This window comes from Acidovorax sp. SUPP2539, assembly GCF_030158975.1.
In the GTDB taxonomy this organism is placed as follows: Bacteria; Pseudomonadota; Gammaproteobacteria; order Burkholderiales; family Burkholderiaceae_C; genus Paracidovorax.
Map to the genome: position 1 here is coordinate 1,619,888 of NZ_BQXJ01000001.1, position 23,445 is coordinate 1,643,332.

The window sequence follows — 23,445 nt, forward strand, 5'->3', positions numbered from 1 at the left end:
GGCAGCGATGGCGAACCCCGTGTCTGTCGGCTGCAGTGGGATGGCTCAACGGGCAGGACCTCAGGGCGGGGCGATGAGCCCTTGCACCCGGCGCGCGAGCGCATCCAGCGTGAAGGGCTTGGTGAGCACCTGCATGCCCCGCTCCAGGTGGCCGTTGCCCACGGCCGCGTTCTCGGCATAGCCGGTGATGAACAGGATTTTCAGGTCCGGCCGGTAGACCCGGCCACTGTCGGCCATCTGCCGCCCGTTCATTCCACCGGGCAGGCCCACGTCGGTGATTAGCAGGTCGAGGTGGGTGCTCGATTGCAGCACCAGCAGCCCCGATGCCCCGTCCTGCGCCTCGATGGTGTCGTAGCCCATCTCCTGCAGCACCTCCACCACCAGCGATCGCACGCTCGGCTCATCGTCCACCACCAGCACGGTGCCCGAGCCCTGGCCTCCCGCGATCGACGGCGCCGAGGGCAGGTCGATGTCCTGGGCCGGCGCCTCGTGCCGCGGCAGGTAGATGCACATGGTCGTGCCCATGCCGGGCTCGGAGTAGGCGCGCACCTGGCCGCCGGACTGCCGCGCGAATCCATAGACCATCGACAGCCCCAGGCCCGTGCCCATGCCGATCGGCTTGGTGGTGAAGAAGGGCTCGAACACCCGGTGGATGATCTCGGGCGCCATGCCGGTGCCGGTGTCGGTCACGCACAGCGACACGTACTGGCCCGGGGGCAGGTCGCGGTCCAGGGAGGCACGCTCGTCCATCCACTTGTTGGCCGTCTCGATGGTGAGCCGGCCGCCGCCCGGCATGGCGTCGCGCGAGTTGATGCACAGGTTGAGCAGGGCGCTTTCCAGCTGGTGGGGGTCCACGTGCGTGGTCCACAGGCCGACGGCGCCCACCACCTCCAGCTCGTTTTCAGGCCCGATGGTGCGCCGGATCAGCTCTTCCATGCCCTTCACGAGCCGGTTCACGTCCGTGGGCTTGGGGTCCAGTGTCTGCCGGCGCGAGAAGGCCAGCATGCGGTGGGTGAGCGAGGCCGCCCGCTTGGCGGCGCCCTGACCGACGCTCACGTAGCGCTCCAGGTCGTCGTAGCGGCCCTGGCCCACGCGGCGGTGAAGCAGTTCGAGGCTGCCCGTGATCGTGGCCAGCAGGTTGTTGAAATCGTGCGCGAGCCCGCCCGTGAGCTGCCCCACGGCCTCCATCTTCTGCGACTGGCGCAGCGCCTCCTGCGCGGCTTCGCGCTCGCGCGATTCGGTGGTGAGTCGCGCGAGCGCGTTCTCGACCTCCTGGGTGCGCTCGACCACGCGCGCTTCCAGGTGGCTGTTCAGCGCGCGAAGCTCCTGTTCGGCCGCCACCTTTTCCGTCACGTCGTAGCCCTCGGCGAACACGCCGGTGACCTCGCCCTGGCCGTCGGTGGTGGGTTGGTAGATGAAATCCAGGTAGCGCTCGGCCAGCGGCATGCCGGGCTTTTGCTGGATGAGGACCTTGAGGCCCTGGGCCAGGTACGGCTGCCCGGTGCGGTAGACCTCGTCCAGCAGTTCGTACAGCCCCTGGCCTTCCAGCTCGGGCAGGCCTTCGCGCACCGTCTTGCCTTCCACGCTGCGGTGCCCGATCAACTGCACATAGGAGTCGTTGACGAACTCGAACACATGCTCCGGGCCGCGCAGCACGCACATGAAGCCGGGCGCCTTCTGGAACAGGCTGCGCAGGCGATCGCGTTCCGCCGTGCTTTCCTCCAGCACCCCGGCGCTGGCCAGACGCGAGGCGATCTGACCGGCCAGCAGTTGCACGAACGCCATGGCCTCACCGTCGTGCATGGGCCGATGGGGGTTCGCCCCGCAGACCATGAACCCCGCCGACCGCGCGCCGCCCTGGGCCGGCAGCGCCACGACGAACGCCGCCCGCGCCGGCGTATCCCAGTCGCCGGTGGGCACGTCGTCCACCGCATCCAGCGGCACGGCGAAGGCCACGTCGCCAGCTTGCAGGCGGTGGACCTGCCAGGGCTCCCGGGAGTTCATATCCAGCACGGTGGGCGCCAGCCGATGGCCCTGTTCGATGCCTGCGTTGCAGCTCAGACGGGCCACGCCCGAGGGTTCGTACAGGTAGACGAGTGAAAACGGCAGGTCCCGCTGGGCCTGGCCCATCCGCTCGCAGGCGGTGTCGAGCACGGCCCGGCGGCTGTTGACCGCCGACAGCGCCGCGCCCAGTTCGCGCAGCAGGCGCAGGCGCCGCTCGTTGAGCACGCGGCCCGTGTCTTCCGATACCGCGCAGAACAGGCCGAAGACCTGGCCGTCGTCGCCGTGCAAGGGGCTGTACGAAAACGTGTGGTACGTCTCCTCCAGGTAGCCCGCGCGGTCCAGCAGCAGCATGAGCGAGTCGTCCCAGGTGGACTCGGCCCGCTCGTACACGGCGTGCATGCGGCCCTTCACCTGGTCCCAGATCTCCGCCCAGACCTCGGCGGTCGGGCGCGCGAGCGCTCGCGGGTGCTTGGCCCCCAGCGTGGGGCGATAGGCGTCGTTGTAGAAGAAAGCGATGTCCGGACCCCAGCCCAGCCACATCTCGAAGCGCGAAGTGAGCAGGATGCGCAGCGCCACTTTCAGCGGTTCGGGCCAGAACGCCGGCGATCCGAGCGGGGTGGCCTCCCAGTCGTGGGCGCGCATGAGTTGCGCCATCTCGCTGTCCCCGACGAAGATGTGCGCGAAGCGGTCGCTGTCGGCGGTGGTGGCGGTGGCAGGGGAGGGGGTCATGCAAAAAGTCAGCGTGAATCGGCCAGTCGGTTGATGGTGGCCATCAGGGCATGGGGCTGCAAGGGCTTGCCCAGGTGCGCGTCGAATCCCGCTTCCAGGGCCCGCTGCGCGTCCTGCGCGCGGGAGAAGGCGGTCAGCGCGATGGCAATCGGCTGGACCTTGCCGCTGGGCAGGGGCAGCGAGCGCAGGCTGCGGACCAGGTCGTAGCCGTCGCGCCCGGGCAGGCCGATGTCGCAGACCAGCACGTCGGGCCAGCGTTCGGCCAGGGCCTGCATGGCCGCGTCGTAGTCGCCGGCTTCGCGCAGGCGCGCGCCGCCATCGGTGAGCACCACGGTGAGCATTTCGCGCGCATCGGGGTGGTCTTCCACGATGAGGATGTCCAGGCCTGCCAGGGGCCGGTCGTTCATCGGCGGATCGGCCGGGGCATCGTCGCCCCGGGGCGCGGCGCGTGCCGTGTCACCCCCTTTGTGGTCCACCGGCAGCATCACCTGCATGGTGGTGCCCTGGTCGAGCCCGGCGCTCACAGCGGTCGCGCGGCCGCCGTGCAGTTCGGCCAGCTGCTTGACGATGGACAGCCCCAGGCCCAGGCCGCCGTGGCGGCGGTTGTCGGGCGAGTCGCTCTGCGTGAACCGGTCGAACAGGTGGTCGATGAATTCGCTGGCGATGCCGCGCCCGTAGTCCCGCACGGACAGGGTGAGCTGGCCCTTCTCGCGCCGCAGCGACACGTCGATGCGCGCGCCGTCGTTGGAGAACTTGATGGCATTGGTCAGCAGGTTCCAGAAGATCTGCTGAAAGCGCGTCGGGTCCAGCCAGGCGGGGGCATTGGCGTCCTGCACGGCCAGCACCACGTCCAGGCGCTTTTCGGCGATCGAGGCCTGCAGCGCGTCGATGGAGGAGCGCACCGATTCGACGGGGTCGATCCATTCCCGCTCCAGGTGCAGCTTGCCGCTGTTGATGCGCGACACGTCGAGGATGTCCGAGATGATGCGCGCCTGCGCCTTCACGTTGCGGTGGATGGAGTCCAGGCCCTTGAGCAGTTCGGGCGTGCCGCCGCGGCGCTTGAGGATGTGCACCCATCCGGCGATCGCGTTCAGCGGTGTGCGCAGTTCGTGCGACAGCACCGCGATGAAATCGTCCTTGGTGCGGCTCAGCCGCTCGGCAGTGGCGCGGGCCGCCTGCTCGCGCTCCAGCACGTCCTGGCGGCGGGAGTCGAGCTCCATGCGCTCGGAGATGTCGGCCGCGATCGCCATGCGCAGGCCAGGCTCCACGTGGGCCGAGATGCTCCACTCCAGGTACACCCAGGCGCCGTCCGGCCGTTGCAGCGGAAACTCGCCCTGCCAGGGGTCGCCACGCTCGCCCCCCACGGTTTTTTCGGTGATGAAGTCCAGCCAGCCGGGCGGCGCGAAGTCGCTGATGGGGTGGCCCAGCAGTTCGTCGCGCGAGCGGTCCAGCAGCCGCATCATGGCGGGGTTGACGTCGGTGAAGCGGCCGTCGGGCTGGATCAGGCCGATGCCCGCCAGCGCCTGGCTGTAGATGGCGCGAAAGCGGCGGTCGCTGCGGCGCAGGCCGTCTTCGGCCATGCGCGCACGGATCAGCGCCTGCAGCGTGCCCACCAGCAGCGCCGGCTCCACCGGGTGCGTGAGGTAGGCGTCGGCCCCCGCGTTCAAGCCGGTCACCCGGTCTTCGCTGTGCACGTGGGCGGCGGACAGGTGCGTGACCGGCAGCAGCACCGTGGCTTCCTGCTGGCGGATGATCCGGCAGACCTCGAAGCCGTCGATGTCGGGCAGGTGCACGTCCAGCACCACCGCCGACACGCCGGTGGCCGCCAGGCGGATGGCCTCGGTGCCGTTGTCGGCCTCCACGGTCTGAAAGCCGGCGGCGCGGATGACCCGGACGGTGGAGTAGCGCGTGACCGGGTTGTCGTCCACCACCAGCACCGTGTGCGCGGCGCGGTCGATGGTCGTGTGGATGGCGCTGACGTCCTGCATGCCGTTACCCATGGGGACCGCCCTCGGTGGTTGCGGGAGCCCCCGTGGCCGCGGCTTCGTTGCCCGGCAGCCGCAGCGGCAGCGTCAGCGAGAACACCGAGCCGCTGCCCAGCGCGCTCTCCAGCGTGACCGTGCCGCCCAGCAACTCGGCCAACTGGCGGCTCACGGCCAGCCCGAGGCCAGTGCCGCGCAGGCGTTTTTGCAGCGACGAGCCGATCTGCGTGTAGTCGTCGAACACGCTCGAATGGAATTCGGGCGCGATGCCGATGCCCGTGTCCGTCACGGAAAAGCGCACGCGGTCGCCTTCCACGGCGTGGGCCGATACCCGCACTTCGCCCCGGGGCGTGAACTTGAGCGCATTGGAGATGAAGTTGCGCAGGATCTGCGACAGCTTGCGGTCGTCCGTGTACAGCGGCGCGATGCCCTGGGGCTCGTCGAAGAACAGGTTGACGTCCGGGTTGGTCAGCACCGGCCGGAACATCCCGCGCAGGGCCTGGAACAGGTCCAGCATGTCGAACCAGGCCGGCGAGATTTCGACCCGGCCGGCCTCGATCTTGGCCAGGTCGAGCAGGTCGTCCACCATGTCGGCGAACTCGCTTGCGGTGCTCTGGATGAACCCCACCTGGCGGGCCTGCTCGGTGTTGAGCGGCCCGTCCACGTGGTCGGCCAGCAGCCGGGCGATGCTGCGGATGGAGTTGATGGGTGTGCGGAACTCGTGGCTCATGTAGGCCAGGAAACGGCTCTTCATCTCCGTGGCCTTTTGCAGCTGCTCGGCCTGCGCGTCCAGTTCGGAGTACAGCGCGACCACGCCGCGGTTGGTTTCCTCCAGCTCGGCGCTCAGCTCCTGGACTTCCCGCTGGCTTTCGGCCAGGGCGGCGCGCAGCGCCTCGATGGATTCCTGGGGCGTAGCAATGGGGGCCGGCGTCGGCGTCGGTGCCGGCGTGGCGGGTGCCTGGAAAGTGCGGTCGGAAATGAGGTCGGAGGTGCCGTCCATGGTGTCTTTCGTGCTTCGGGTCACTCGATGCACTGCACCACCACCACGGTCGCGTCGTCGCGCGCCCGGTGGTGATCGCGCAGCAGCACGGCGGCCACCAGGGTGGGATCGCTGCCCAGCAGGCGCTGGATGCTGGCGGGATGCCAGCGGGTTTCGATGCCGTCGCTGTGCACCACCAGCAGCGCATAGGGCGGCAGCTCGGTGGTGGTCTCCTGCGGCCGGCGCATGGTCAGGCCCACCGTGCCGTGCTGCGTGACGACTGAGCGGTCCGACAGGCCCGTGACCACGCGGGCCACCACGTTGCCCACGCCCGAGCTGCGCACGGTGGCCGCCGTGGCATCCAGCCGCAAGCTGCACACGGCGGCGCCCCGCGTGGACTGCAGCTCGGCATGCATGCTTTCGATCTGCTCGCGCAGGTCGCCGAACGGGGCTTGCAGGAACAGATCCACCGCCGCGCCGGACGCCTTGGCGGCCTCGCTGCCATGGCCCAGGCCATCGGCCACGAGCAGCGCGGCCCGGGGGCCGTCCAGGGCCGCGGCCCAGGCATCGCCGCACATGGTCTCGCCCGCCAGCGGCAACCGGATGGCCCCCACCCGCAGGGTCTGGGGCAGGGCGGCTGGCGCATCGCCCGCCTCCCGGTGCTGGCGCACGCGGGCCACGCACACCGTGCCCTGCGGCACGGACGAGTGGATATCGAAATCGTCCGCCAGCCGCCGGACCGCACCCAGCCCGGCGCCCTGCGTGCCACCGGTGGAGTAGCCGTCGCGCATGGACAGCGGCAGATCCTCTATGCCGGGCCCGTGGTCGATGGCGATCACCTCCACCAGGTCGAGCGCCGGCACGGCCGCGATCAGCAAGCGGCCCTCGTGGGCGTGCAGGTGCAGGTTGTTGGCCAGCTCGGTCACCACGATGGACAGGCGCCCGCTGTCGGTGTCGCCCCATTCCATCTCGGCACTCGCGTGGGCGGCGAAGCGCCGTGCTTCGCCCACGCAGCTGGTGTCGCCCATCGCGAAGGCCGTGTGCGTCCATCCCATCAACAACTGGGGTGGGGTGCCCGTGGGGGCGGCTACTTCCATTTGGTGATGCTCACGCGGGTGCCTTCGCCAGGGGCCGTGTGAATGTCGAACTCATTGACCAGGCGCCGGCTGCCTGGCAGTCCCAGGCCCATGCCGCCGCCCGAGGTCCAGCCATCGGTCAGGGCGAGCTTCAGGTCGGAGATGCCCGGCCCCTCGTCTTCGAAATGCAGTTGCAGGCCATGGCGGCCCTGCCGCTCCAGGGTTTCCCAGCGCATGCGGCCGCCGCCACCGTGCACCAGGGTGTTGCGCGACAGCTCGCTGGCCGCCGTGATGAGCTTCGTCTGGTCCACCAGCGAAAACTTCAGCTGCGTGCACAGGACGCGGACCGTCTGCCGGCAGGCGACGATGTGCTGCTCCGACGCGATCGGCAACGTACCGGCGGGATCAGCGGACAAGGGATGGCTCCTGGCGGATGCGCTCCAGCAATTGCATTCCGCGCTCCACGTTGAGTGCGGTGCGCACGCCTTCCAGGGACAGCCCCAGTTCCACCAGGGTGATGGCCACGGCGGGCTGCATGCCCACCACCACCGTGTGGGCCGAGAGAATGCGCGCGATGCCGGAGATGCTGCTCAGCATGCGCCCGACGAACGAGTCCACGATCTCCAGGCCCGAGATGTCGATCATGACGCCGGTGGCGCCCGTCTTGGCGATGCGGTCGGCCAGGTCGTCCTGCAACTGCATGGCGGTGCGGTCCTGCATGTCCACCTGGATGGTGACCAGCAGGGTTTCGCCCATGCGAAGAATGGGAATGCGGTCCATGGGGTGCTCCGGATCAGGCGGCGCGCGTGATGCGCCAGCCGGTTTTCTGCAGCGCCAGCGACAGCGCGTCCGCCAGATTGGCGCGCGTGTAGATGCCTTGCAGGTCGATGCCCAGGTGCACGATGGTCTGTGCGATCTGCGGGCGGATGCCGCTGATGATGCAGTCCGCGCCCATGAGCCGGATGGCCGCCACGGTCTTGAGCAGATGCTGCGCCACCAGCGTGTCCACGGTGGGCACCCCGGTGATGTCGATGATGGCGAGTTCCGACTCGGTCTCCAGGATGCGCTGCAGTAGCGTTTCCATGACCACCTGCGTACGGTTGCTGTCCAGCACGCCGATCATGGGAACGGCCAGCACGCCGTCCCAGAGCTTCACCACGGGGGTGGACAGCTCCAGCAGCTCTTCCTGCTGGCGACGGATGATGTCCTCGCGCGCCTGCTGGAAGGTGTTGGCCGTGCGCTGGGCCAGTTGGTCGACCAGCGCCGTGGCGGACCACAGGGCCGGAACCAGGTCGGCGGCGGCGGGCACCGTTTGCTGCAGCAGCGTGAAGAGGGGTTTTTTCATGGCCTGGACGAACACGCTGGTCTCGCCAGCCGTCTGGCCGCGCGAGGCCCGCGAGCGCGAGAGCGCTTCGAGCGCCTCGTTCATGCCTTGCCAGGCCGGGCCATTGGGACCCTGCGCGTCGCCGCCGGCCTGCAGCGCGCTGCGCAGCAGCTGCAGCAGTTCTCGCGCTTGCGCCGCCGTGGCGCGCTGGTGGGTGGGATCTTGGACGCCTGCCTCGGCCAGCCACTCGTCCAGGATGGCGGATTCGTGGGTTTCCAGAAGGGAAAGAAGGGCCGGGTGTTGCTGCTTCATGGCAGGGCGCTTTTCTAGATAAAAACAAATTCTAACGGGCGGGGGCCTCGTGCCACGCCGGCTTGCCCTGGGCGGGCACCGGGCTTGTACCTACTTTCCACGGGAAGCGCGCCCGGGACGCACAGCGCTGGGGCAGTCGGTGGGATGGCGATGCGCGGGGTGCACCAGGCCGGGCCCTTCAATGCGGGCCTGCGCCGGTCGCCGCAGCGGTGGCGCCGGTGGCCGCCTGCCGCCGGCGATGGGGCCTTTGGGATCGAAACAGGGCCGTTGCCGGGATATTTCATGCCTCCTGTGCTATGAAAATAATAGCGTTTGCCGGAATGCCATTGGATCGGGCCACCTGGACGCCGGCCGGGCCCCGATCTTGCAAGCCCACCCGTCACCCGGACCGGCGCGAGAAATCGCCCGACTCCGGGACTCCCGCCCGGTGGGAATGTGCGTGCCCAAATCAGGGCTTGTGCGTAGTAACCCTGTATAGACAGGCCTGTCGCACCGCCATCATTCCGGGCGTCGGAGCAATGCGGCGCGTGCCTTCCAGGTGCGCGAATCGATCTTTTCTTGTGAGGAGCAGATGATGGGCCGATCGGTTTTGAAAATGGTGTCGCTGGCGGTGGCGGGCGTTTGTGTGGCGGGGCTGTCCCTGCAGGCCCAGGCGCAGAACGTGAAGATTGCGCTGGGCATGTCGGGCTGGACGGGTTTCGCGCCGCTCACGCTGGCCGACAAGGCGGGCATTTTCAAGAAGAACGGCCTGGATGTGGAACTCAAGATGATTCCGCAGAAAGACCGCCACCTGGCCCTGGCCTCCGAGGCGATCCAGTGCGCGGCCACCACGGTGGAAACACACGTGGCCTGGAACGCCAACGGCGTGCCCATCGTGCAGATCTTCCAGATGGACAAGTCCTACGGCGCCGACGGCCTGGCCGTCCGCAACGACGTGAAGGGCTTCGCCGACCTCAAGGGCAAGACCATCGGCGTGAGCGCGCCGGGCACCGCGCCGTACTTCGGCCTGGCCTGGATGCTGAACAAGAACGGCATGACGCTCAAGGACGTGAAGACCGTCTCGCTCGAACCCCAGCCCGCTGCGCAGGCCTTCGTGTCCGGCCAGAACGATGCCGCCATGACCTACGAGCCCTACCTGTCCACCGTGCGCGCCAACCCGCAGGCCGGCAAGATCCTGGCCACCACCATCGATTACCCCATGGTGATGGACACCGTGGGCTGCGCGCCCACCTGGCTCAAGGCCAACGCCAAGGCGGCGCAGGCCCTGGCCAACTCCTACTTCGAGGCGCTGGAGATGATCAAGGCGGACCCGGCCAAGGCCAACGAGATCATGGGCTCGGCCGTCAAGCAAAGCGGCGAGCAGTTCGCCAAGTCGTCGGCCTACCTGCGCTGGCAGGACAAGGCAGCCAACCAGAAGTTCTTCGCCGGCGAGCTGATGCAGTTCATGAAGGAGTCGGTGCCCATCCTGCTGGAGGCCGGCGTGATCCGCAAGGCGCCGGAAAAACTCGAAGCCACCTTCGACGCCAGCTTCATCCAGTGATGGCACGGGAGCCTGCCACCATGCCCGCGACGACTGCCGCCCGCCACCCTGCCGCGGGGCCCTCCGCCAGCGCCCCTGCCGCGCTGCGGGCGGGGCCTGCCCCCGATCCCGTTCGTCGCCGCGCCATGTCGCCGCTCGAGCCCGTCAGCCCTCGCGCCCGCTGGGTGTTGGGTTTGGCGTTCTTCGTGGTGTTCATCGCCGTGTGGTCGTTCTTCACGCTGGGCGGCTTCGTGTCGCCCACGTTCCTCGCGAGCCCGGCCACCATGCTCAAGGAAGGCGGCCTGCTGTTCACCGAGTACGGCTTTCACAAGGATATCGGCATGACGGTATGGCGCGTGCTCGGCGGCTTCGTGCTGGCGGCCGTGGTCGCGGTGCCGCTGGGCATCGCCATGGGCGCCTGGAAGCCGGTGGAGGCCTTCTTCGAGCCCTTCGTGTCGTTCTGCCGCTACCTGCCGGCCTCGGCCTTCATTCCGCTGCTCATCCTGTGGGCGGGCATCGGCGAGGCGCAGAAGCTGCTCGTCATCTTCATCGGCTCGGTGTTCCAGATCACGCTGATGGTGGCCGTGACCGTGGGCGGCGCGCGGCGCGATCTGGTCGAGGCGGCCTACACGCTGGGCGCGGGCAACACGGGCATCGTGCGCCGCGTGCTCATTCCCGCCGCCGCGCCCGGCATCGCGGAAACCCTGCGCCTGGTGCTGGGCTGGGCCTGGACCTACGTGATCGTGGCCGAGCTGATCGGCTCGTCGTCGGGCATCGGCCACATGATCACCGACAGCCAGGCGCTGCTGAACACGGGGCAGATCATCTTCGGCATCATCGTGATCGGCGTCATCGGGCTGGTGTCCGACTTCGCCTTCAAGGCGGCCAACCGCCGCCTCTTCGCCTGGAGCACGCTATGACCGCACCGATGCTTTCCGTTCGCGGCGTGTCACGCACCTTCGCCGGCGCGCGCGGCCAAGCCACCCAGGCGCTGCTGCCGGTGGATTTCGAGGTGCGCGAGAACGACTTCGTCACCATCCTCGGACCGTCCGGCTGCGGCAAGTCCACGCTGCTGCGCATCGTGGCGGGGCTGGACTTTCCCACCGCGGGCGAGGTGCTGCTGGACGGCCAGCGCATCGACGGCCCCGGCGCCGACCGCGGCATGGTGTTCCAGAGCTACACGCTGTTTCCGTGGCTGACCATCGAGCAGAACATCCGCTTCGGCCTGCGCGAGCGCGGCATGCCCGAGGCGCAGCAGAAGGAGCGGGCGGCGTACTTCATCGCCAAGGTCGGCCTGCGCGGCTTCGAGCAGCACTACCCCAAGCAGCTGTCGGGCGGCATGCAGCAACGCACGGCCATTGCCCGGGCCCTGGCCAACGATCCCAAGATCCTGTTGATGGACGAACCCTTCGGGGCCCTCGACAACCAGACCCGCGTACTCATGCAGGAGCTGCTGCTGGGCATCTGGGAGGCTGAGCGCAAAACGGTGATGTTCGTCACCCACGACATCGACGAGGCGATCTTCATGGCCAACCGCGTGGCGGTGTTCAGCGCCCGGCCGGGCCGCATCAAGACCGAGCTGGCGGTGGACCTGCCGCACCCGCGGCACTACCGCGTGAAGACCTCGCCCGAGTTCATGGACCTGAAGGCGCGGCTGACCGAGGAGATCCGCGCCGAGTCCATGGCGGCGGACCTGCATTGAGCCGCTCGAAGAAACCCGCCGCCGACATGAATGCCGCCGCCCTCCGTGCCGAAGCCGAATCCGCTGCCGCGGCGCCGGTGGAGCCCGCGCTGGCGCTGTACCAGCAGGTCAAGGAGTTCATCGCCCGCAAGATCCAGGACGGCTCCTGGCGCGCGGGCGACCGGCTGCCCTCCGAGAGCGAGCTGGTGCTGCAGTTCGGCATGTCGCGCATGACCGTCAACCGCGCGCTGCGCGAGCTGTCCGAGCAGGGCCGCATCGTGCGCGTGGCCGGGGTGGGCAGTTTCGTGGCGGAGGACAAGCCGCAGTCCACGCTGCTGCAGATCGCCAACCTGGCCAGCGAGATCCGCCAGCGCGGGCACGACTACCGCTGCGACGTGCTCACGGTGGAGCGCGTGTCGGCCTCGATGGAGGTGGCCGCGGCGCTGGACCTGCGCACGGGCGAGTCGGTGTTCCATGCCGTGTGCGTGCACCGAGAGGACGGCGTGGCCGTGCAGCTGGAAGACCGCTACGTGAACCCGCGCGTGGTGCCCACCTTCGCGCAGCAGGACTTCACGCAGCTGCAGCCCTCGGAATTCCTGGTGCGCAACGTGCCGTTCGACCAGGTGGAGCACGTGGTCGATGCCGTGCTGCCCACGCCGGAGCAGGCGCAGCTGCTGGGCATGGAGCCCGCCCAGCCGTGCCTGCTGCTCACCCGCCGCACCTGGAGCCGCGGCGTGCCGGTGACCCTGGTGCGCTGCCTGCACCCCGCCTCGCGCTACCGCCTGGGCAGCCGCTTCCGGGCCGACGGCAATCCCGTGTTCGGATAGCGGGCCGCCGCTTTCATTTGCTTCCTTTTCGCTCGAACCTACTTGTATATACAGGATGAACTTGATGACCGATTCCTCCCCTGAAACCCTGGTGCTGCACCCCGGCCGCGTCACGCTGGGCGAACTGCGGCGCTTGAGCGCGGGCGGCGTGCGCCTGTCGTTGGACCCGGCCGCTCAGGCCGGCATGCAGGCCTCGCTGGCCACGGTGCAGCGCATCGTCGAAGAAGACCAGGTGGTCTATGGCATCAACACCGGCTTCGGCAAGCTCGCCAGCACGAAGATCGCCCACGGCCGGCTGGCCGAACTGCAGCGCAATCTGGTGCTGTCGCACAGCGTGGGCACCGGCGATCCGCTGCCCGACCCGGTGGTGCGCATGGTGCTGGCCACCAAGGCGGTGAGCCTGGCGCGCGGCCACTCCGGCGTGCGGCCCGCCATCGTCGATGCGCTGCTGGCCCTGGCCAATGCCGACGTGCTGCCCGTGATCCCGGCCAAGGGCTCGGTCGGCGCCTCGGGCGACCTGGCACCGCTGGCCCACCTGGCCTGCGTGCTGATCGGCGAGGGCCAGGCCAAGGTGCAGGGCCGCACGGTGCCGGGCCGCGAGGCCATGGCCGCCATCGGTTGCGAGCCGTTCGTGCTCGGCCCCAAGGAAGGGCTGGCGCTGCTGAACGGCACGCAGGTGTCCACGGCCCTTGCGCTGGCCGGGCTGTTCGGCGCCGAGAGCGTGTTCGCGGCCGGGCTGGTGTCGGGCGCGCTGTCGCTCGAAGCCATCAAGGGCTCGGTCAAGCCGTTCGATGCGCGCATCCACGAAGCGCGCGGCCAGCCGGGGCAGATCGCCGTGGCGGCCGCCGTGCGCGCGCTGCTGGAGGGCAGCGAGATCGATCCGTCACACCCGCACTGCGGGCGCGTGCAGGACCCGTATTCGATCCGCTGCGTGCCGCAGGTGATGGGCGCGTGCCTCGATAACCTGCAGCATGCCGCGCGCGTGCTGCAGATCGAGGCCAATGCCGCCTCGGACAACCCGCTGGTGTTCTCCGAAACGGGCGACGTGATTTCGGGCGGCAACTTCCACGCCGAGCCAGTGGCCTTCGCTGCCGACATCATCGCGCTGGCGGTGGCCGAGATCGGCGCCATCTCCGAGCGGCGGCTGGCGCTGCTGCTGGACACCGGCCTGTCGGGCCTGCCGGCCTTCCTCATCCGCGACAGCGGCGTGAACTCAGGCTTCATGATCGCGCAGGTCACGGCCGCGGCGCTGGCGTCCGAGAACAAGTCGCTGGCCCACCCGGGCAGCGTGGACAGCCTGCCCACCTCGGCCAACCAGGAAGACCATGTGTCCATGGCCACCTACGCCGCGCGGCGCCTGACCGACATGGTGCGCAACACGGCGGTGGTGGTTGGCATCGAGGCCATGGCCGCCACCCAGGGCATCGACTTCGACCGCGTGCCCGCACCGGGCGCCGCCGCCACCCCGTGGCTGAAAAGCTCACCGCTCATCGAAGCGCAGATCGCCGCCATCCGCGCGCGCGTTGCCTTCCTGGAGCAGGACCGCTTTCTCGCCACCGACATCGAGGCCATGCGCGGCTGGGCCCAGGAATCCGCCTGGCCCGCGCCCGTGACCGCCCACCTGCCCAGCTTCGTTTCCCAGATTTCGTGAAGGAGCCTTTGCCATGAACGCCAACGACGCCATCCTCTCCACCGCCGCAGCCCCGCTCGCCGACCCCCGCCACGACCCCACGCGCGTGATCCGCGCTCCGCGCGGCAGCCAGCTGAACTGCAAGAACTGGCTGGCCGAGGCCGCCTACCGCATGATCCAGAACAACCTGGATGCCGAGGTGGCCGAGCGCCCGCAGGACCTGGTGGTCTACGGCGGCATCGGCCGCGCTGCGCGCGACTGGGCTTGTTACGACCAGATCCTGTCGTCGCTCAAGGTGCTGGAGGCCGACGAAACCCTGCTCATTCAGTCCGGCAAGCCGGTGGGCGTGTTCAAGACGCACGAGAACGCGCCGCGCGTGCTGCTGGCCAACTCCAACCTGGTGCCGAAGTGGGGCACCTGGGAACACTTCAACGAACTGGACCGCAAGGGCCTGTTCATGTACGGCCAGATGACGGCTGGCAGCTGGATCTACATCGGCAGCCAGGGCATCGTGCAGGGCACGTTCGAGACCTTCGTCGAGGCCGGCCGCCAGCACTACGACAACGACCTCTCCGGCAAGTGGATCCTCACGGCGGGACTGGGGGGCATGGGCGGCGCGCAGCCCCTGGCCGCCACGCTGGCCGGCGCCGTGTCGCTCAATATCGAGTGCCAGCAAAGCAGCATCGACTTTCGCCTGCGCACGCGCTATGTGGACAAGCAGGCGCGCGACATCGACCATGCGCTGGAGTTGATCCGACAGCACTGCGACGCGAAGGAGGCCGTCTCCATCGCACTGCTGGGCAACGCGGCCGAGGTGCTGCCCGAACTGGTGCGCCGCGCGAAGGCGGGCGGATTGAAACCCGACCTGGTGACCGACCAGACCTCCGCCCACGACCTGATCCATGGCTACCTGCCCACCGGCTGGACGGTGCCGCAATGGCAGGCCGCGATGAAGGACCCCGCGCAGCATGCCGCCCTGACGAAGGCCGCCGCCCAGTCGTGCGCGGTGCACGTGCAGGCCATGCTGGACTTCCAGGCCATGGGCATTCCCACGGTGGACTACGGCAACAACATCCGCCAGGTGGCGTTCGACGAGGGGGTGAAGAACGCCTTCGACTTCCCCGGCTTCGTGCCCGCCTACATCCGCCCGCTGTTCTGCGAGGGCAAGGGGCCGTTCCGCTGGGTGGCGCTGTCGGGCGACCCGGAGGACATCTACAAGACCGATGCCAAGATCAAGGAGCTGTTCCCCGACAACCACCACACGCACCGCTGGCTGGACATGGCGCGCGAGCGCATCGCCTTCCAGGGCCTGCCCGCGCGCATCTGCTGGCTGGGCCTGGGCGAGCGCCACAAGGCGGCGCTGGCCTTCAACGAAATGGTCAGGAGCGGCGAACTCAAGGCGCCCATCGTCATCGGCCGCGACCACCTGGACACCGGTTCGGTGGCCAGCCCCAACCGCGAGACCGAGGCCATGAAGGACGGCACCGACGCGGTGAGCGACTGGCCGCTGCTGAACGCGCTGCTCAACACGGCGGGCGGCGCCACGTGGGTGAGCCTGCACCACGGCGGTGGCGTGGGCATGGGCTACTCGCAGCATGCCGGCGTGGTCATCGTGGCCGACGGCACCGATGAGGCTGCCGCGCGCCTGGGGCGCGTGCTGTGGAACGACCCGGCCTCGGGCGTGATGCGGCATGCCGACGCGGGCTACGACATCGCGGTGGCCACCGCACGCAGGCAGGGCCTGAACCTTCCCATGGTGCGCTGAGGCATCCGCAGGTCCGTCGGAAAACGGAATTTGGCCATTCCGCGAGAAAAAAGGGGAACCCCATTCCCAATGGCCGGGAATGGGGGCGTGTGATCCCGGGCCGCTTCCTTCGATACTGAACGCATGACCCGAAGTGCATTGCCCAGCGCCGTTGCGACGTCCGACCGAGTGCTCCAGGTGCTGGCCGTGCTGGCCCAGCAGGGCAGGGCGATGGCCGCGACCGAGCTCATGGAGCACACCGGCATGGCGCGCAGCACGCTGTACCGCCAGCTCGCGCGCCTCAAGCGCTGGGGCTTCGTGCTGGAAAGCGATGGCGGCTATGCGCCGGGCCCTTTGAGCCTTCAGCTGGCCCTCGGCTTCGACCTGGCTTCGCACCTGGTGCGGCAGGCGCGCCCCGGCATGGTGGAGCTGTCGCAGCAGTCGCAGGAAAGCGTCGGCCTGATCGTCGCGGTGAACGACCAGGCCATCTGCCTGGACATGGTGGAAAGCCACCATTCGCTGCGCTGCTCGTTCGAGAAGGGGCGCAGCGTGCCGCTGCGCACGGGCGCCTCGGCCAAGTGCGTGCTGGCCCATCTGCCGCCCGCCGCGCGCGATGCGGTGCTCGACAGCCAATGGGGCACGGGCACGCCCGAGCGCGAGGCTGCTCAGCAGGCGCTGGAGGCGATCCGCAAGGCGGGCTTCGCCACCAGCGAGAGCGAGGTGGACCCCGGCGTCTGGGGCTGCAGCGTGCCGCTGTTCGGCGCGTCCCGCCAGGCCGCGGGCGCCATCACGCTGATGGCGCCGGTGATGCGGGCCCAGGGCCAGGAGGCCGCGCTGATCCGCATGGTGGTCGTGGCGGCCGCCCGCATCTCGCGCCAACTCGTTCTGCACTGAACCCGGTCGCATCGTTTTCTTTTCCCCCGAGTTCCTTTCCCTTCCTCCCCCCACCGGAAACTCCCATGAACATCCGACGCAATCTCCTCCTGGCCAGCCTGGCCGCCGTGTTCGCCCTGGGCGCCGGCGCCGCCCGCGCGCAAGACAACGTGCTGCGCGTGGCCACCGACGCCACCTTCCCGCCGATGGAGTTCGTCGAGAACGGCAAGCGCACCGGCTTCGACGTGGAGCTGGTGGAGGCCGTCGCCAAGAGCATGGGCAAGCAGGTCGAGTGGGTGGACATCGACTTCAAGGGCCTGATCCCCGGCCTGATCTCGCGGCGCTTCGACATGGCCGTCTCGGGCATCTACATCACCGACGAGCGCAAGAAGGTCGTCGATTTCACCGAGCCTTACTACGCCGGCGGCCTGGTCGCCATGGTCAAGGAAGGCAATACCACCATCCGCAAGCCGGCCGACCTGGACGGCAAGAAGATCTCGGTGCAGGTGGGCACCAAGTCGGTCGCCTTCCTCACGCAGAACTACCCCAAGGCGCAGCGCGTGGAGGTCGAGAAAAACCAGGAAATGTTCAACCTGGTGGACATCGGCCGCGCCGACGCCGCCGTCACCGGCAAGCCCGCGGCCTACCAATATGTGCGCACCCGGCCCGGCCTGCGCGTGATCGAGGAGCAGCTCACCACCGAGGAATACGGCATGGCGCTGCGCAAGGACACACCCGAACTCACCCGCGCGGTGAACGCCGCGCTGGCCAAGCTCAAGGCCGACGGCACTTACGCGGCCATCGTGAAGAAGTGGTTCAGCGGCAGCGCCGCCACCACCGCGGCCACGCCGGCTGCCAAGTGAGCCGGCGGACCACCACCGCCGACCGAATCGACAAGCACTGAACCCGAGCGATGGAACTCGACTTTTCCCCCGTGTGGGCCGGCTGGCCCCAACTGCTGGAGGGCGCGCTGGTGACCGTGGAGATCACGGCCGCCTCGCTGCTCCTGGGCTGCGTGATGGGGTTGCTGGTGGGCATCGGCCGCCTCGACCCCCGGCGCCGCATCGTGTATGGCCTGTGCACGGCCTATGTGGCGGCCATCCGCGGCACGCCGCTGCTGGTGCAGCTGTTCATCCTGTTCTTCGGGCTGCCGCAGTTCGGCATCCTGCTGCCGGCGTTCCTGTGCGGCGTGATCGGGCTGGGCATCTACTCGGGCGCGTACGTGTCCGAGATCGTGCGCGGCGCGATCCAGTCCATCGACCGGGGCCAGATGGAGGCCGCGCGCTCCATCGGCATGTCCTCGGGCGTGGCGATGCGCTGGGTGGTGCTGCCCCAGGCCGTGGTGCGCATGATTCCGCCGCTGGGCAACGAGTTCATCGCGCTCATCAAGAACTCGGCGCTGGTGTCGCTGCTGACCATCCACGACCTGATGCACGAGGGGCAGAAGATCATCAGCGTGTCGTACCGCTCGCTGGAGGTGTACCTGGCCATCGCGGTCGTGTACTTCCTGCTCACCGGCGCGACCACGCTGGTGCTGCGCCACATCGAGTTGCGCCTGCGCGCCGGGGGGATGGTGCAATGACGCAGTCCCCATCGACCCAGGCATCCGCTCCCGATGCGGCGCCCATCGTGCGCATTCGCGGCCTGCGCAAGGCCTTCGGCGAGCACGTGGTGCTGAACGGCATCGACTTCGACGTGCAGCCGTCGCAGGTGGTGGTGGTGATCGGGCCCAGCGGCTCGGGCAAGAGCACCTTCCTGCGCTGCTGCAACGGGCTGGAGCAGCCCCAGGGCGGGCGCATCGACATCTGCGGGCGCACCCTGGTGGACGAGGGCCGCATGCTGCCCGAGCGCGAGCTCAATGCCCTGCGCGAAGAGGTGGGCATGGTCTTCCAGTCGTTCAACCTGTTCCCGCACCTGTCGGTGCTCGACAACGTCACCCTGGGCCCGCGCAAGCTGCGCGGCGCTTCCCGCGCCGAGGCCGAAAGCCAGGCGCGCGCCTTGCTGGACAAGGTGGGCCTGGGCCACAAGGCCGCGGCCATGCCGGCCAGCCTGTCGGGCGGGCAGAAGCAGCGCGTGGCGATCGCGCGCGCCCTGGCCATGCAGCCGCGCGTGATGCTGTTCGACGAACCCACCTCGGCCCTGGACCCGGAGCTGGTGGGCGAGGTGCTGCAGGTCATGAAGCTGCTGGCGCGCGAGGGCATGACCATGATGGTCGTCACGCACGAGATGGACTTCGCGCGCGAGGTCGGCGACACCGTGGTGGTGATGGATGGCGGCGGCATCATCGAGTCGGGCCCGCCCGCCAGGATCTTCACCGAGCCCACGCAGGAGCGCACCCGCGCGTTCCTGCAGGCCGTTCTGTCGCGCGCCTGAGCGCCCCCCACCGAGCCGCCGAGAGTGAGGTCTTCGCCATGACGCTTTCCACCCCCCTGGTGCCACCGCACGACCTGCAGCAGCGGCTGCGCGAGCGCGTGACCGACGCCCTTGTGGCTGATTTCGCGCGCGACGGCGCGGTGTGCATCCGCCAGTTGCTCACGCCCGGCGAAGTGGCCCTGCTGCGCAGCGGCATCGACGCCAACCTGGCCGCGCCCAGCCCGCGCGCCAAGGTGGCGAGCCGCCCGGACGATCCGGGCCGGTTCTTCGAGGACTTCTGCAACTGGCAGGACATTCCCGCCTTCGGCCGCTTCATCGCCGAAACGCCCGTGGCCTGGGCCGCCCAGCGGCTCATGCAGTCGGCCAGCGTGCGGCTGTACCACGACCATGTGCTGGTCAAGGAGCCGGGCACGCGCCAGCGCACGCCCTGGCACCAGGACCAGCCCTACTACAACATCGACGGCACCCAGAACGTGAGCCTTTGGATTCCCGTGGACCCGGTGGCGCGCGAGGCCACGCTGGAGTTCGTGGCCGGCTCGCACCGGGGGCCGTGGCGCATGCCGCGCACCTTCATGGACCAGCAGGCGCGGTGGTTTCCGGAAGGCTCGCTGGCCGAGCTGCCCGACATCGAGGCCGACCGCGCGGCGTTTCCCATCCTGGGCTGGGAGATCGCGCCAGGCGACGTGGTGTGCTTTCACATGCTGGCCCTGCATGCCTCGGGCGGCGTGCCGGGGCCGCAGCGGCGCCGCGTGTTCTCGGTGCGCTTTCTGGGCGACGACACGCGCCATGCGCCGCGCGCCTGGAAAACCTCGCCCGATTTCCCCGGCTTGGCCGACACCCTGCCGGCCGGCGCACCCATGGCGCACCCGCTCTTTCCGCTGCTGGTGGGGGAGGCGGGATGACGGCGGCGCTGCAGCGGTTCGACCTGTCGGCCATCGCGCCCACGCCGTGGAAGAACGGCGGCGGCGACACACGCGAGCTGGCCTGCTGGCCGCCGGGCGCCGGCATGGACGCCTTCGAGTGGCGCGTGAGCGTGGCCACCATCGCGGCGCCCGGGCCGTTCTCGGCCTTCCAGGGCGTGCAGCGCCAGATCATGCTGCTGGACGGGGCCGGCGTGCGCCTGCGCGCCGAGGACGAGGGCATCGACCATGCGCTGGACGAGCGCTGGCAGCCCGTGGCGTTCGCGGGCGACCAGGCCATCGACTGCATCCCGCTGGGCGGCGCATCGACCGACTTCAACCTCATGCTGCGGCACGGGCGCTGGCAGGGCGCGGTGCAGGTGCTGCAGAACGCGTGCGTGCCGGGCAGCACGCCCGCCGGCCTGTGCATGGTGCTGTCGGGCCGGTGGCATCGGGGCGGCGAGGTCTTCGGGCCGGGGCAGGGCCTGTGGTGGGCCACCGCCGCGCCCGCCGGCGCCTGCGCCGCGCTCCAGCCGCAGGCCGGCGGGGCCGACGCGCCGGCCATCGCCTGGGTGGCGCTGGTGCCAGGGTTTCAGCCAAATCGGGCGCTGGCACAATAATCACTAGGGCATACTGCTATGCATTTAATAGCAAAAGGGGGAATCGCATGACCGTGCCGCACCAGGACTTCGCCCACGCCCCCAGCGCCGACGGGGTCTGGCACACCCTGCACCTGGCGCCCGGGCTGGCGGTGGCCGACGTGCCGGTGCCCGACGGTGTGCCGGCGGCGCTGGTGGTGGAGCAGGGCGTGGTGCGCTGGGTGGGCCCGGAGGCCGCCGTGCCCGCGGCCCATGCCGCCTTGCCGCGCCACGCCGCGCGCGGCGCGTTGGCCACGCCCGGGCTGGTGGACTGCCACACCCACCTCGTCTACGGCGGGCAACGCGCCAACGAGTTCGCCATGCGGCTGGCCGGCGCCTCGTACGAGGAAGTCGCCCGGGCCGGCGGCGGCATCGTCGCCTCGGTGCGGGCCACGCGCGAGGCCAGCGAAGACGAATTGTTCGACCTCGCCCTGCCGCGCCTGTCGGCCCTGCTCGACGAAGGCGTGTGCGCCATCGAAATCAAGTCCGGCTACGGCCTGGCGACCGCGCACGAGCGCAAGCAGCTGCGCGCGGCCCGGCGCCTGGGCGAGGCCACCGGCACCACGGTGCGCACCACGTTCCTGGGCGCCCATGCGCTGCCGCCCGAATACGCCGGCCGCAGCCAGGACTACATCGACCACGTGTGCCAGGAGATGCTGCCCGTGCTGGCCGCGGAAGGGCTGGTCGATGCGGTGGATGTGTTCTGCGAGCGCATCGCCTTCACGCTGGCCGAGACCGAGCAGGTCTTTCAGGCGGCGCAGCGGCTGGGCCTGCCGGTCAAGCTGCATGCCGAGCAGCTCTCCGACATGGGTGGGGCGGCGCTCGCCGCGCGATACAAAGCCCTGTCGTGCGACCACATCGAGCACCTGTCCGCCGAGGGCATCGCCGCCATGCGGGCCGCCGGCACGGTGGCCGTGCTGCTGCCGGGCGCCTACTACACACTGCGCGACACGCACCTGCCGCCCATCGCGCTGCTGCGCGAGGCCGGCGTGCCCATGGCGGTCTCCACCGACCACAACCCCGGCACCTCGCCCGCTTTGAGCCTGCTGCTCATGGCCAACATGGCGTGCACGCTGTTTCGGCTGACCGTGCCCGAGGCGCTGGCCGGCATCACCACCCACGCCGCGCGCGCGCTGGGGCTGCAGGATTCGCACGGACTGATTGCCGCGGGGCGGCCGGCGAACTTCGTGCTGTGGCCCTTCAAAGAGGCGGCGGAGCTGGCCTACTGGTTCGGGCACAAGCCGGCGCACACCATCGTGCGGCAGGGGCGCATCGCCCGGGCGACGGTTTGATGCACCGGTGGCCCAAGACCTTTTTCTCATTTCCCATCTGTCCCGAGGCCATTGACTGATGCGCACCACCGTTTCATCCCCGCCTGCCGAGTTCTCTGCGCCGCGGACGCCTCCCGCTGGCGCCCTGTTCGCGCAGGACGCCTTGCTGCCCGGCGGCTGGGCGCGCGACGTGCTGCTGCAGTGGGATGCCGCGGGCCGGCTCACCGCCGTGGCGCCGGGCAGCACCGCCGGCACCGCGCCGCGTGCGCCGGGCCCGGTCCTTCCGGGCATGCCCAACCTGCATTCGCACGCCTTCCAGCGTGCCTTCGCCGGGTTGACCGAATACCGCGCGCCCCAGCCGGACGGCGGGCAGGACAGCTTCTGGAGCTGGCGCAACCTCATGTACCGCTTTGCCGCGCGCACCACGCCCGAGCACCTGGAGGCGATCGCCACCTGGCTCTATGTGGAGATGCTGGAGGCGGGCTACACCGCGGTGTGCGAGTTCCATTACGTGCACCACGATGCGGCAGGCCAGCCCTATGCCGACGATGCCGCCATGTCGCTCGCGCTGCTGCGCGCCGCCCAGGCCGCAGGCATCGGCATCACCTTGCTGCCGGTGCTCTACCAGACCAGCGGCTTCGGCGGCCGCGCGCCGCGCGAGGACCAGCGCCGCTTCATCCGCAGCACCGACAGCATGCTCGCGCTACTGGAACGATTGGCGCCCGTGGTGGCCGCGCAGGGCGGCATCCTGGGCCTGGCCCCGCATTCGCTGCGCGCCGTGCCGCCCGACAGCCTGCGCATTGCGGTCGAAGGCCTCACGGCCCTGAGCCCGGCGGCGCCGGTGCACATCCACATCGCCGAACAGACGCAGGAGGTGGACGACTGCATCGCCTGGAGCGGCCAGCGCCCGGTGCAATGGCTGCTGGAGCATGCGCCGGTCGATGCGCGCTGGTGCCTGGTGCATGCCACCCACATGACGCCTGACGAATACGCGGGCGCCGCCCGCACCGGCGCGGTGGCCGGCCTGTGCCCCACCACCGAGGCCAACCTGGGCGACGGCCTGTTCGACCTGCCGCGCTGGCTGGCGGGCGGCGGCCGCTGGGGCGTGGGCTCCGACAGCCACGCCTGCGTGAATGCGGCGGAAGAGCTGATGCTGCTCGAATACGGCCAGCGCCTGTCCCTGCGCCAGCGCAACGTGCTGGCCAGCCGCGCCCACCCCGAGGTCGCCACCGCCATGGCGCTGCAGGCGGTGCAGGGCGGCGCGCAGGCCAGCGGCCGCTGCACGCCGGGCGCTCCGGCCGGCATCGCGGTGGGCGAGCGCGCCGATCTGGTGGCGCTCGATGCGCAGCACATCGCGCTGCAGGGCCTGCCGCCCGACAGCATGCTGGGCGCGCACGTGTTCGGCAGCCATCGCACCTCGGCGCTGCACAGCCTCTGGACCGCCGGCACGCCGCGCGTCGTCGCGGGGCGCCACGCGCTGCACGACCGTGCCGCCGACGCCTTCGTGGCGGCCCGCACGGCCACCATCACCCGCGCCGGGCATTGACCGACCGGCCGGCCCTCGGCTTTCGAAGCCCCCAACGC

At 69.8% G+C, this 23,445-nt stretch carries 21 protein-coding genes; 14 read left to right on the forward strand and 7 right to left on the reverse strand.

Annotation, left to right across the window (positions count from 1 at the left end; all coding sequences use genetic code 11):
* Positions 1 to 60 precede the first annotated feature (60 nt).
* From AVTE2539_RS07410 to AVTE2539_RS07440, 7 genes are read right to left on the reverse strand one after another with little or no spacing between them, the layout of a single operon-like run.
* On the reverse strand, positions 61 to 2,733 hold the full coding sequence (locus AVTE2539_RS07410; protein WP_284409308.1) for an ATP-binding protein: 2,673 nt from the start codon (positions 2,731 to 2,733) through the stop codon (positions 61 to 63).
* Between the two features lie 8 nt (positions 2,734 to 2,741).
* Positions 2,742 to 4,721 carry a hybrid sensor histidine kinase/response regulator gene (locus AVTE2539_RS07415; RefSeq protein ID WP_284409478.1) on the reverse strand — a complete coding sequence of 660 codons (1,980 nt, stop codon included), beginning with the start codon at positions 4,719 to 4,721 and terminating at the stop codon, positions 2,742 to 2,744.
* A gap of 4 nt (positions 4,722 to 4,725) precedes the next feature.
* Positions 4,726 to 5,715: an ATP-binding protein gene (locus AVTE2539_RS07420; RefSeq protein ID WP_284409310.1), complete on the reverse strand. Its 990-nt coding sequence runs from the start codon at positions 5,713 to 5,715 to the stop codon at positions 4,726 to 4,728.
* A 20-nt stretch (positions 5,716 to 5,735) separates the two neighbouring features.
* Positions 5,736 to 6,791: an ATP-binding SpoIIE family protein phosphatase gene (locus tag AVTE2539_RS07425; protein ID WP_284409312.1), complete on the reverse strand. Its 1,056-nt coding sequence runs from the start codon at positions 6,789 to 6,791 to the stop codon at positions 5,736 to 5,738.
* A complete protein-coding gene (locus tag AVTE2539_RS07430) occupies positions 6,782 to 7,186 on the reverse strand; it encodes an anti-sigma regulatory factor (RefSeq protein WP_272563946.1) in 405 nt (134 codons plus the stop codon). The genes AVTE2539_RS07425 and AVTE2539_RS07430 overlap by 10 nt, the downstream gene beginning before the upstream one ends.
* Positions 7,176 to 7,550 carry an STAS domain-containing protein gene (locus AVTE2539_RS07435; protein WP_284409314.1) on the reverse strand — a complete coding sequence of 125 codons (375 nt, stop codon included), beginning with the start codon at positions 7,548 to 7,550 and terminating at the stop codon, positions 7,176 to 7,178. The genes AVTE2539_RS07430 and AVTE2539_RS07435 overlap by 11 nt, the downstream gene beginning before the upstream one ends.
* A gap of 13 nt (positions 7,551 to 7,563) precedes the next feature.
* Positions 7,564 to 8,406, reverse strand: a complete 843-nt coding sequence (locus tag AVTE2539_RS07440; RefSeq protein ID WP_284409316.1) for an STAS domain-containing protein — start codon at positions 8,404 to 8,406, stop codon at positions 7,564 to 7,566.
* Between the two features lie 574 nt (positions 8,407 to 8,980).
* Here AVTE2539_RS07440 and AVTE2539_RS07445 point away from each other — a divergent pair.
* The 14 genes from AVTE2539_RS07445 (at position 8,981) to AVTE2539_RS07510 (ending at position 23,407) form a co-directional block, all read left to right on the forward strand.
* Positions 8,981 to 9,946, forward strand: coding sequence for an ABC transporter substrate-binding protein (locus AVTE2539_RS07445; RefSeq protein WP_272563943.1), 966 nt, complete (start codon positions 8,981 to 8,983; stop codon positions 9,944 to 9,946).
* 20 nt (positions 9,947 to 9,966) lie between these two features.
* The gene (locus AVTE2539_RS07450; RefSeq protein ID WP_284409318.1) at positions 9,967 to 10,845 is read left to right on the forward strand and encodes an ABC transporter permease; all 879 of its coding nucleotides are present in this window, start codon (positions 9,967 to 9,969) and stop codon (positions 10,843 to 10,845) included.
* Positions 10,842 to 11,627 carry an ABC transporter ATP-binding protein gene (locus tag AVTE2539_RS07455; RefSeq protein ID WP_272563942.1) on the forward strand — a complete coding sequence of 262 codons (786 nt, stop codon included), beginning with the start codon at positions 10,842 to 10,844 and terminating at the stop codon, positions 11,625 to 11,627. The genes AVTE2539_RS07450 and AVTE2539_RS07455 overlap by 4 nt, the downstream gene beginning before the upstream one ends.
* A 26-nt stretch (positions 11,628 to 11,653) precedes the next feature.
* The gene (hutC, locus tag AVTE2539_RS07460) at positions 11,654 to 12,433 is read left to right on the forward strand and encodes a histidine utilization transcriptional repressor HutC (protein WP_284409320.1); all 780 of its coding nucleotides are present in this window, start codon (positions 11,654 to 11,656) and stop codon (positions 12,431 to 12,433) included.
* A gap of 64 nt (positions 12,434 to 12,497) precedes the next feature.
* Positions 12,498 to 14,084, forward strand: a complete 1,587-nt coding sequence (gene hutH / locus AVTE2539_RS07465; RefSeq protein ID WP_284409322.1) for a histidine ammonia-lyase — start codon at positions 12,498 to 12,500, stop codon at positions 14,082 to 14,084.
* 13 nt (positions 14,085 to 14,097) lie between these two features.
* Positions 14,098 to 15,828: a urocanate hydratase gene (hutU, locus tag AVTE2539_RS07470; protein ID WP_284409324.1), complete on the forward strand. Its 1,731-nt coding sequence runs from the start codon at positions 14,098 to 14,100 to the stop codon at positions 15,826 to 15,828.
* A gap of 123 nt (positions 15,829 to 15,951) precedes the next feature.
* The gene (locus AVTE2539_RS07475; RefSeq protein ID WP_272563939.1) at positions 15,952 to 16,701 is read left to right on the forward strand and encodes an IclR family transcriptional regulator; all 750 of its coding nucleotides are present in this window, start codon (positions 15,952 to 15,954) and stop codon (positions 16,699 to 16,701) included.
* Positions 16,702 to 16,766: 65 nt separating this feature from the next.
* Positions 16,767 to 17,543: a glutamine ABC transporter substrate-binding protein gene (locus AVTE2539_RS07480; protein WP_284401839.1), complete on the forward strand. Its 777-nt coding sequence runs from the start codon at positions 16,767 to 16,769 to the stop codon at positions 17,541 to 17,543.
* Between the two features lie 50 nt (positions 17,544 to 17,593).
* On the forward strand, positions 17,594 to 18,262 hold the full coding sequence (locus tag AVTE2539_RS07485) for an amino acid ABC transporter permease (protein WP_284401841.1): 669 nt from the start codon (positions 17,594 to 17,596) through the stop codon (positions 18,260 to 18,262).
* On the forward strand, positions 18,259 to 19,053 hold the full coding sequence (locus AVTE2539_RS07490) for an amino acid ABC transporter ATP-binding protein (protein ID WP_284409326.1): 795 nt from the start codon (positions 18,259 to 18,261) through the stop codon (positions 19,051 to 19,053). The genes AVTE2539_RS07485 and AVTE2539_RS07490 overlap by 4 nt, the downstream gene beginning before the upstream one ends.
* A 38-nt stretch (positions 19,054 to 19,091) precedes the next feature.
* Positions 19,092 to 19,955 carry a phytanoyl-CoA dioxygenase family protein gene (locus AVTE2539_RS07495; RefSeq protein ID WP_284409328.1) on the forward strand — a complete coding sequence of 288 codons (864 nt, stop codon included), beginning with the start codon at positions 19,092 to 19,094 and terminating at the stop codon, positions 19,953 to 19,955.
* Positions 19,952 to 20,572 (forward strand): HutD/Ves family protein, encoded by a 621-nt coding sequence (locus AVTE2539_RS07500; RefSeq protein WP_284401848.1) that lies wholly within the window; start codon positions 19,952 to 19,954, stop codon positions 20,570 to 20,572. The genes AVTE2539_RS07495 and AVTE2539_RS07500 overlap by 4 nt, the downstream gene beginning before the upstream one ends.
* Before the next feature lie 47 nt (positions 20,573 to 20,619).
* Positions 20,620 to 21,882: an imidazolonepropionase gene (gene hutI, locus AVTE2539_RS07505; RefSeq protein WP_284409330.1), complete on the forward strand. Its 1,263-nt coding sequence runs from the start codon at positions 20,620 to 20,622 to the stop codon at positions 21,880 to 21,882.
* A gap of 58 nt (positions 21,883 to 21,940) precedes the next feature.
* Entirely contained in the window at positions 21,941 to 23,407 is a 1,467-nt protein-coding gene (locus tag AVTE2539_RS07510; RefSeq protein WP_284409332.1) for a formimidoylglutamate deiminase, read from the forward strand.
* Positions 23,408 to 23,445: the final 38 nt, after the last annotated feature.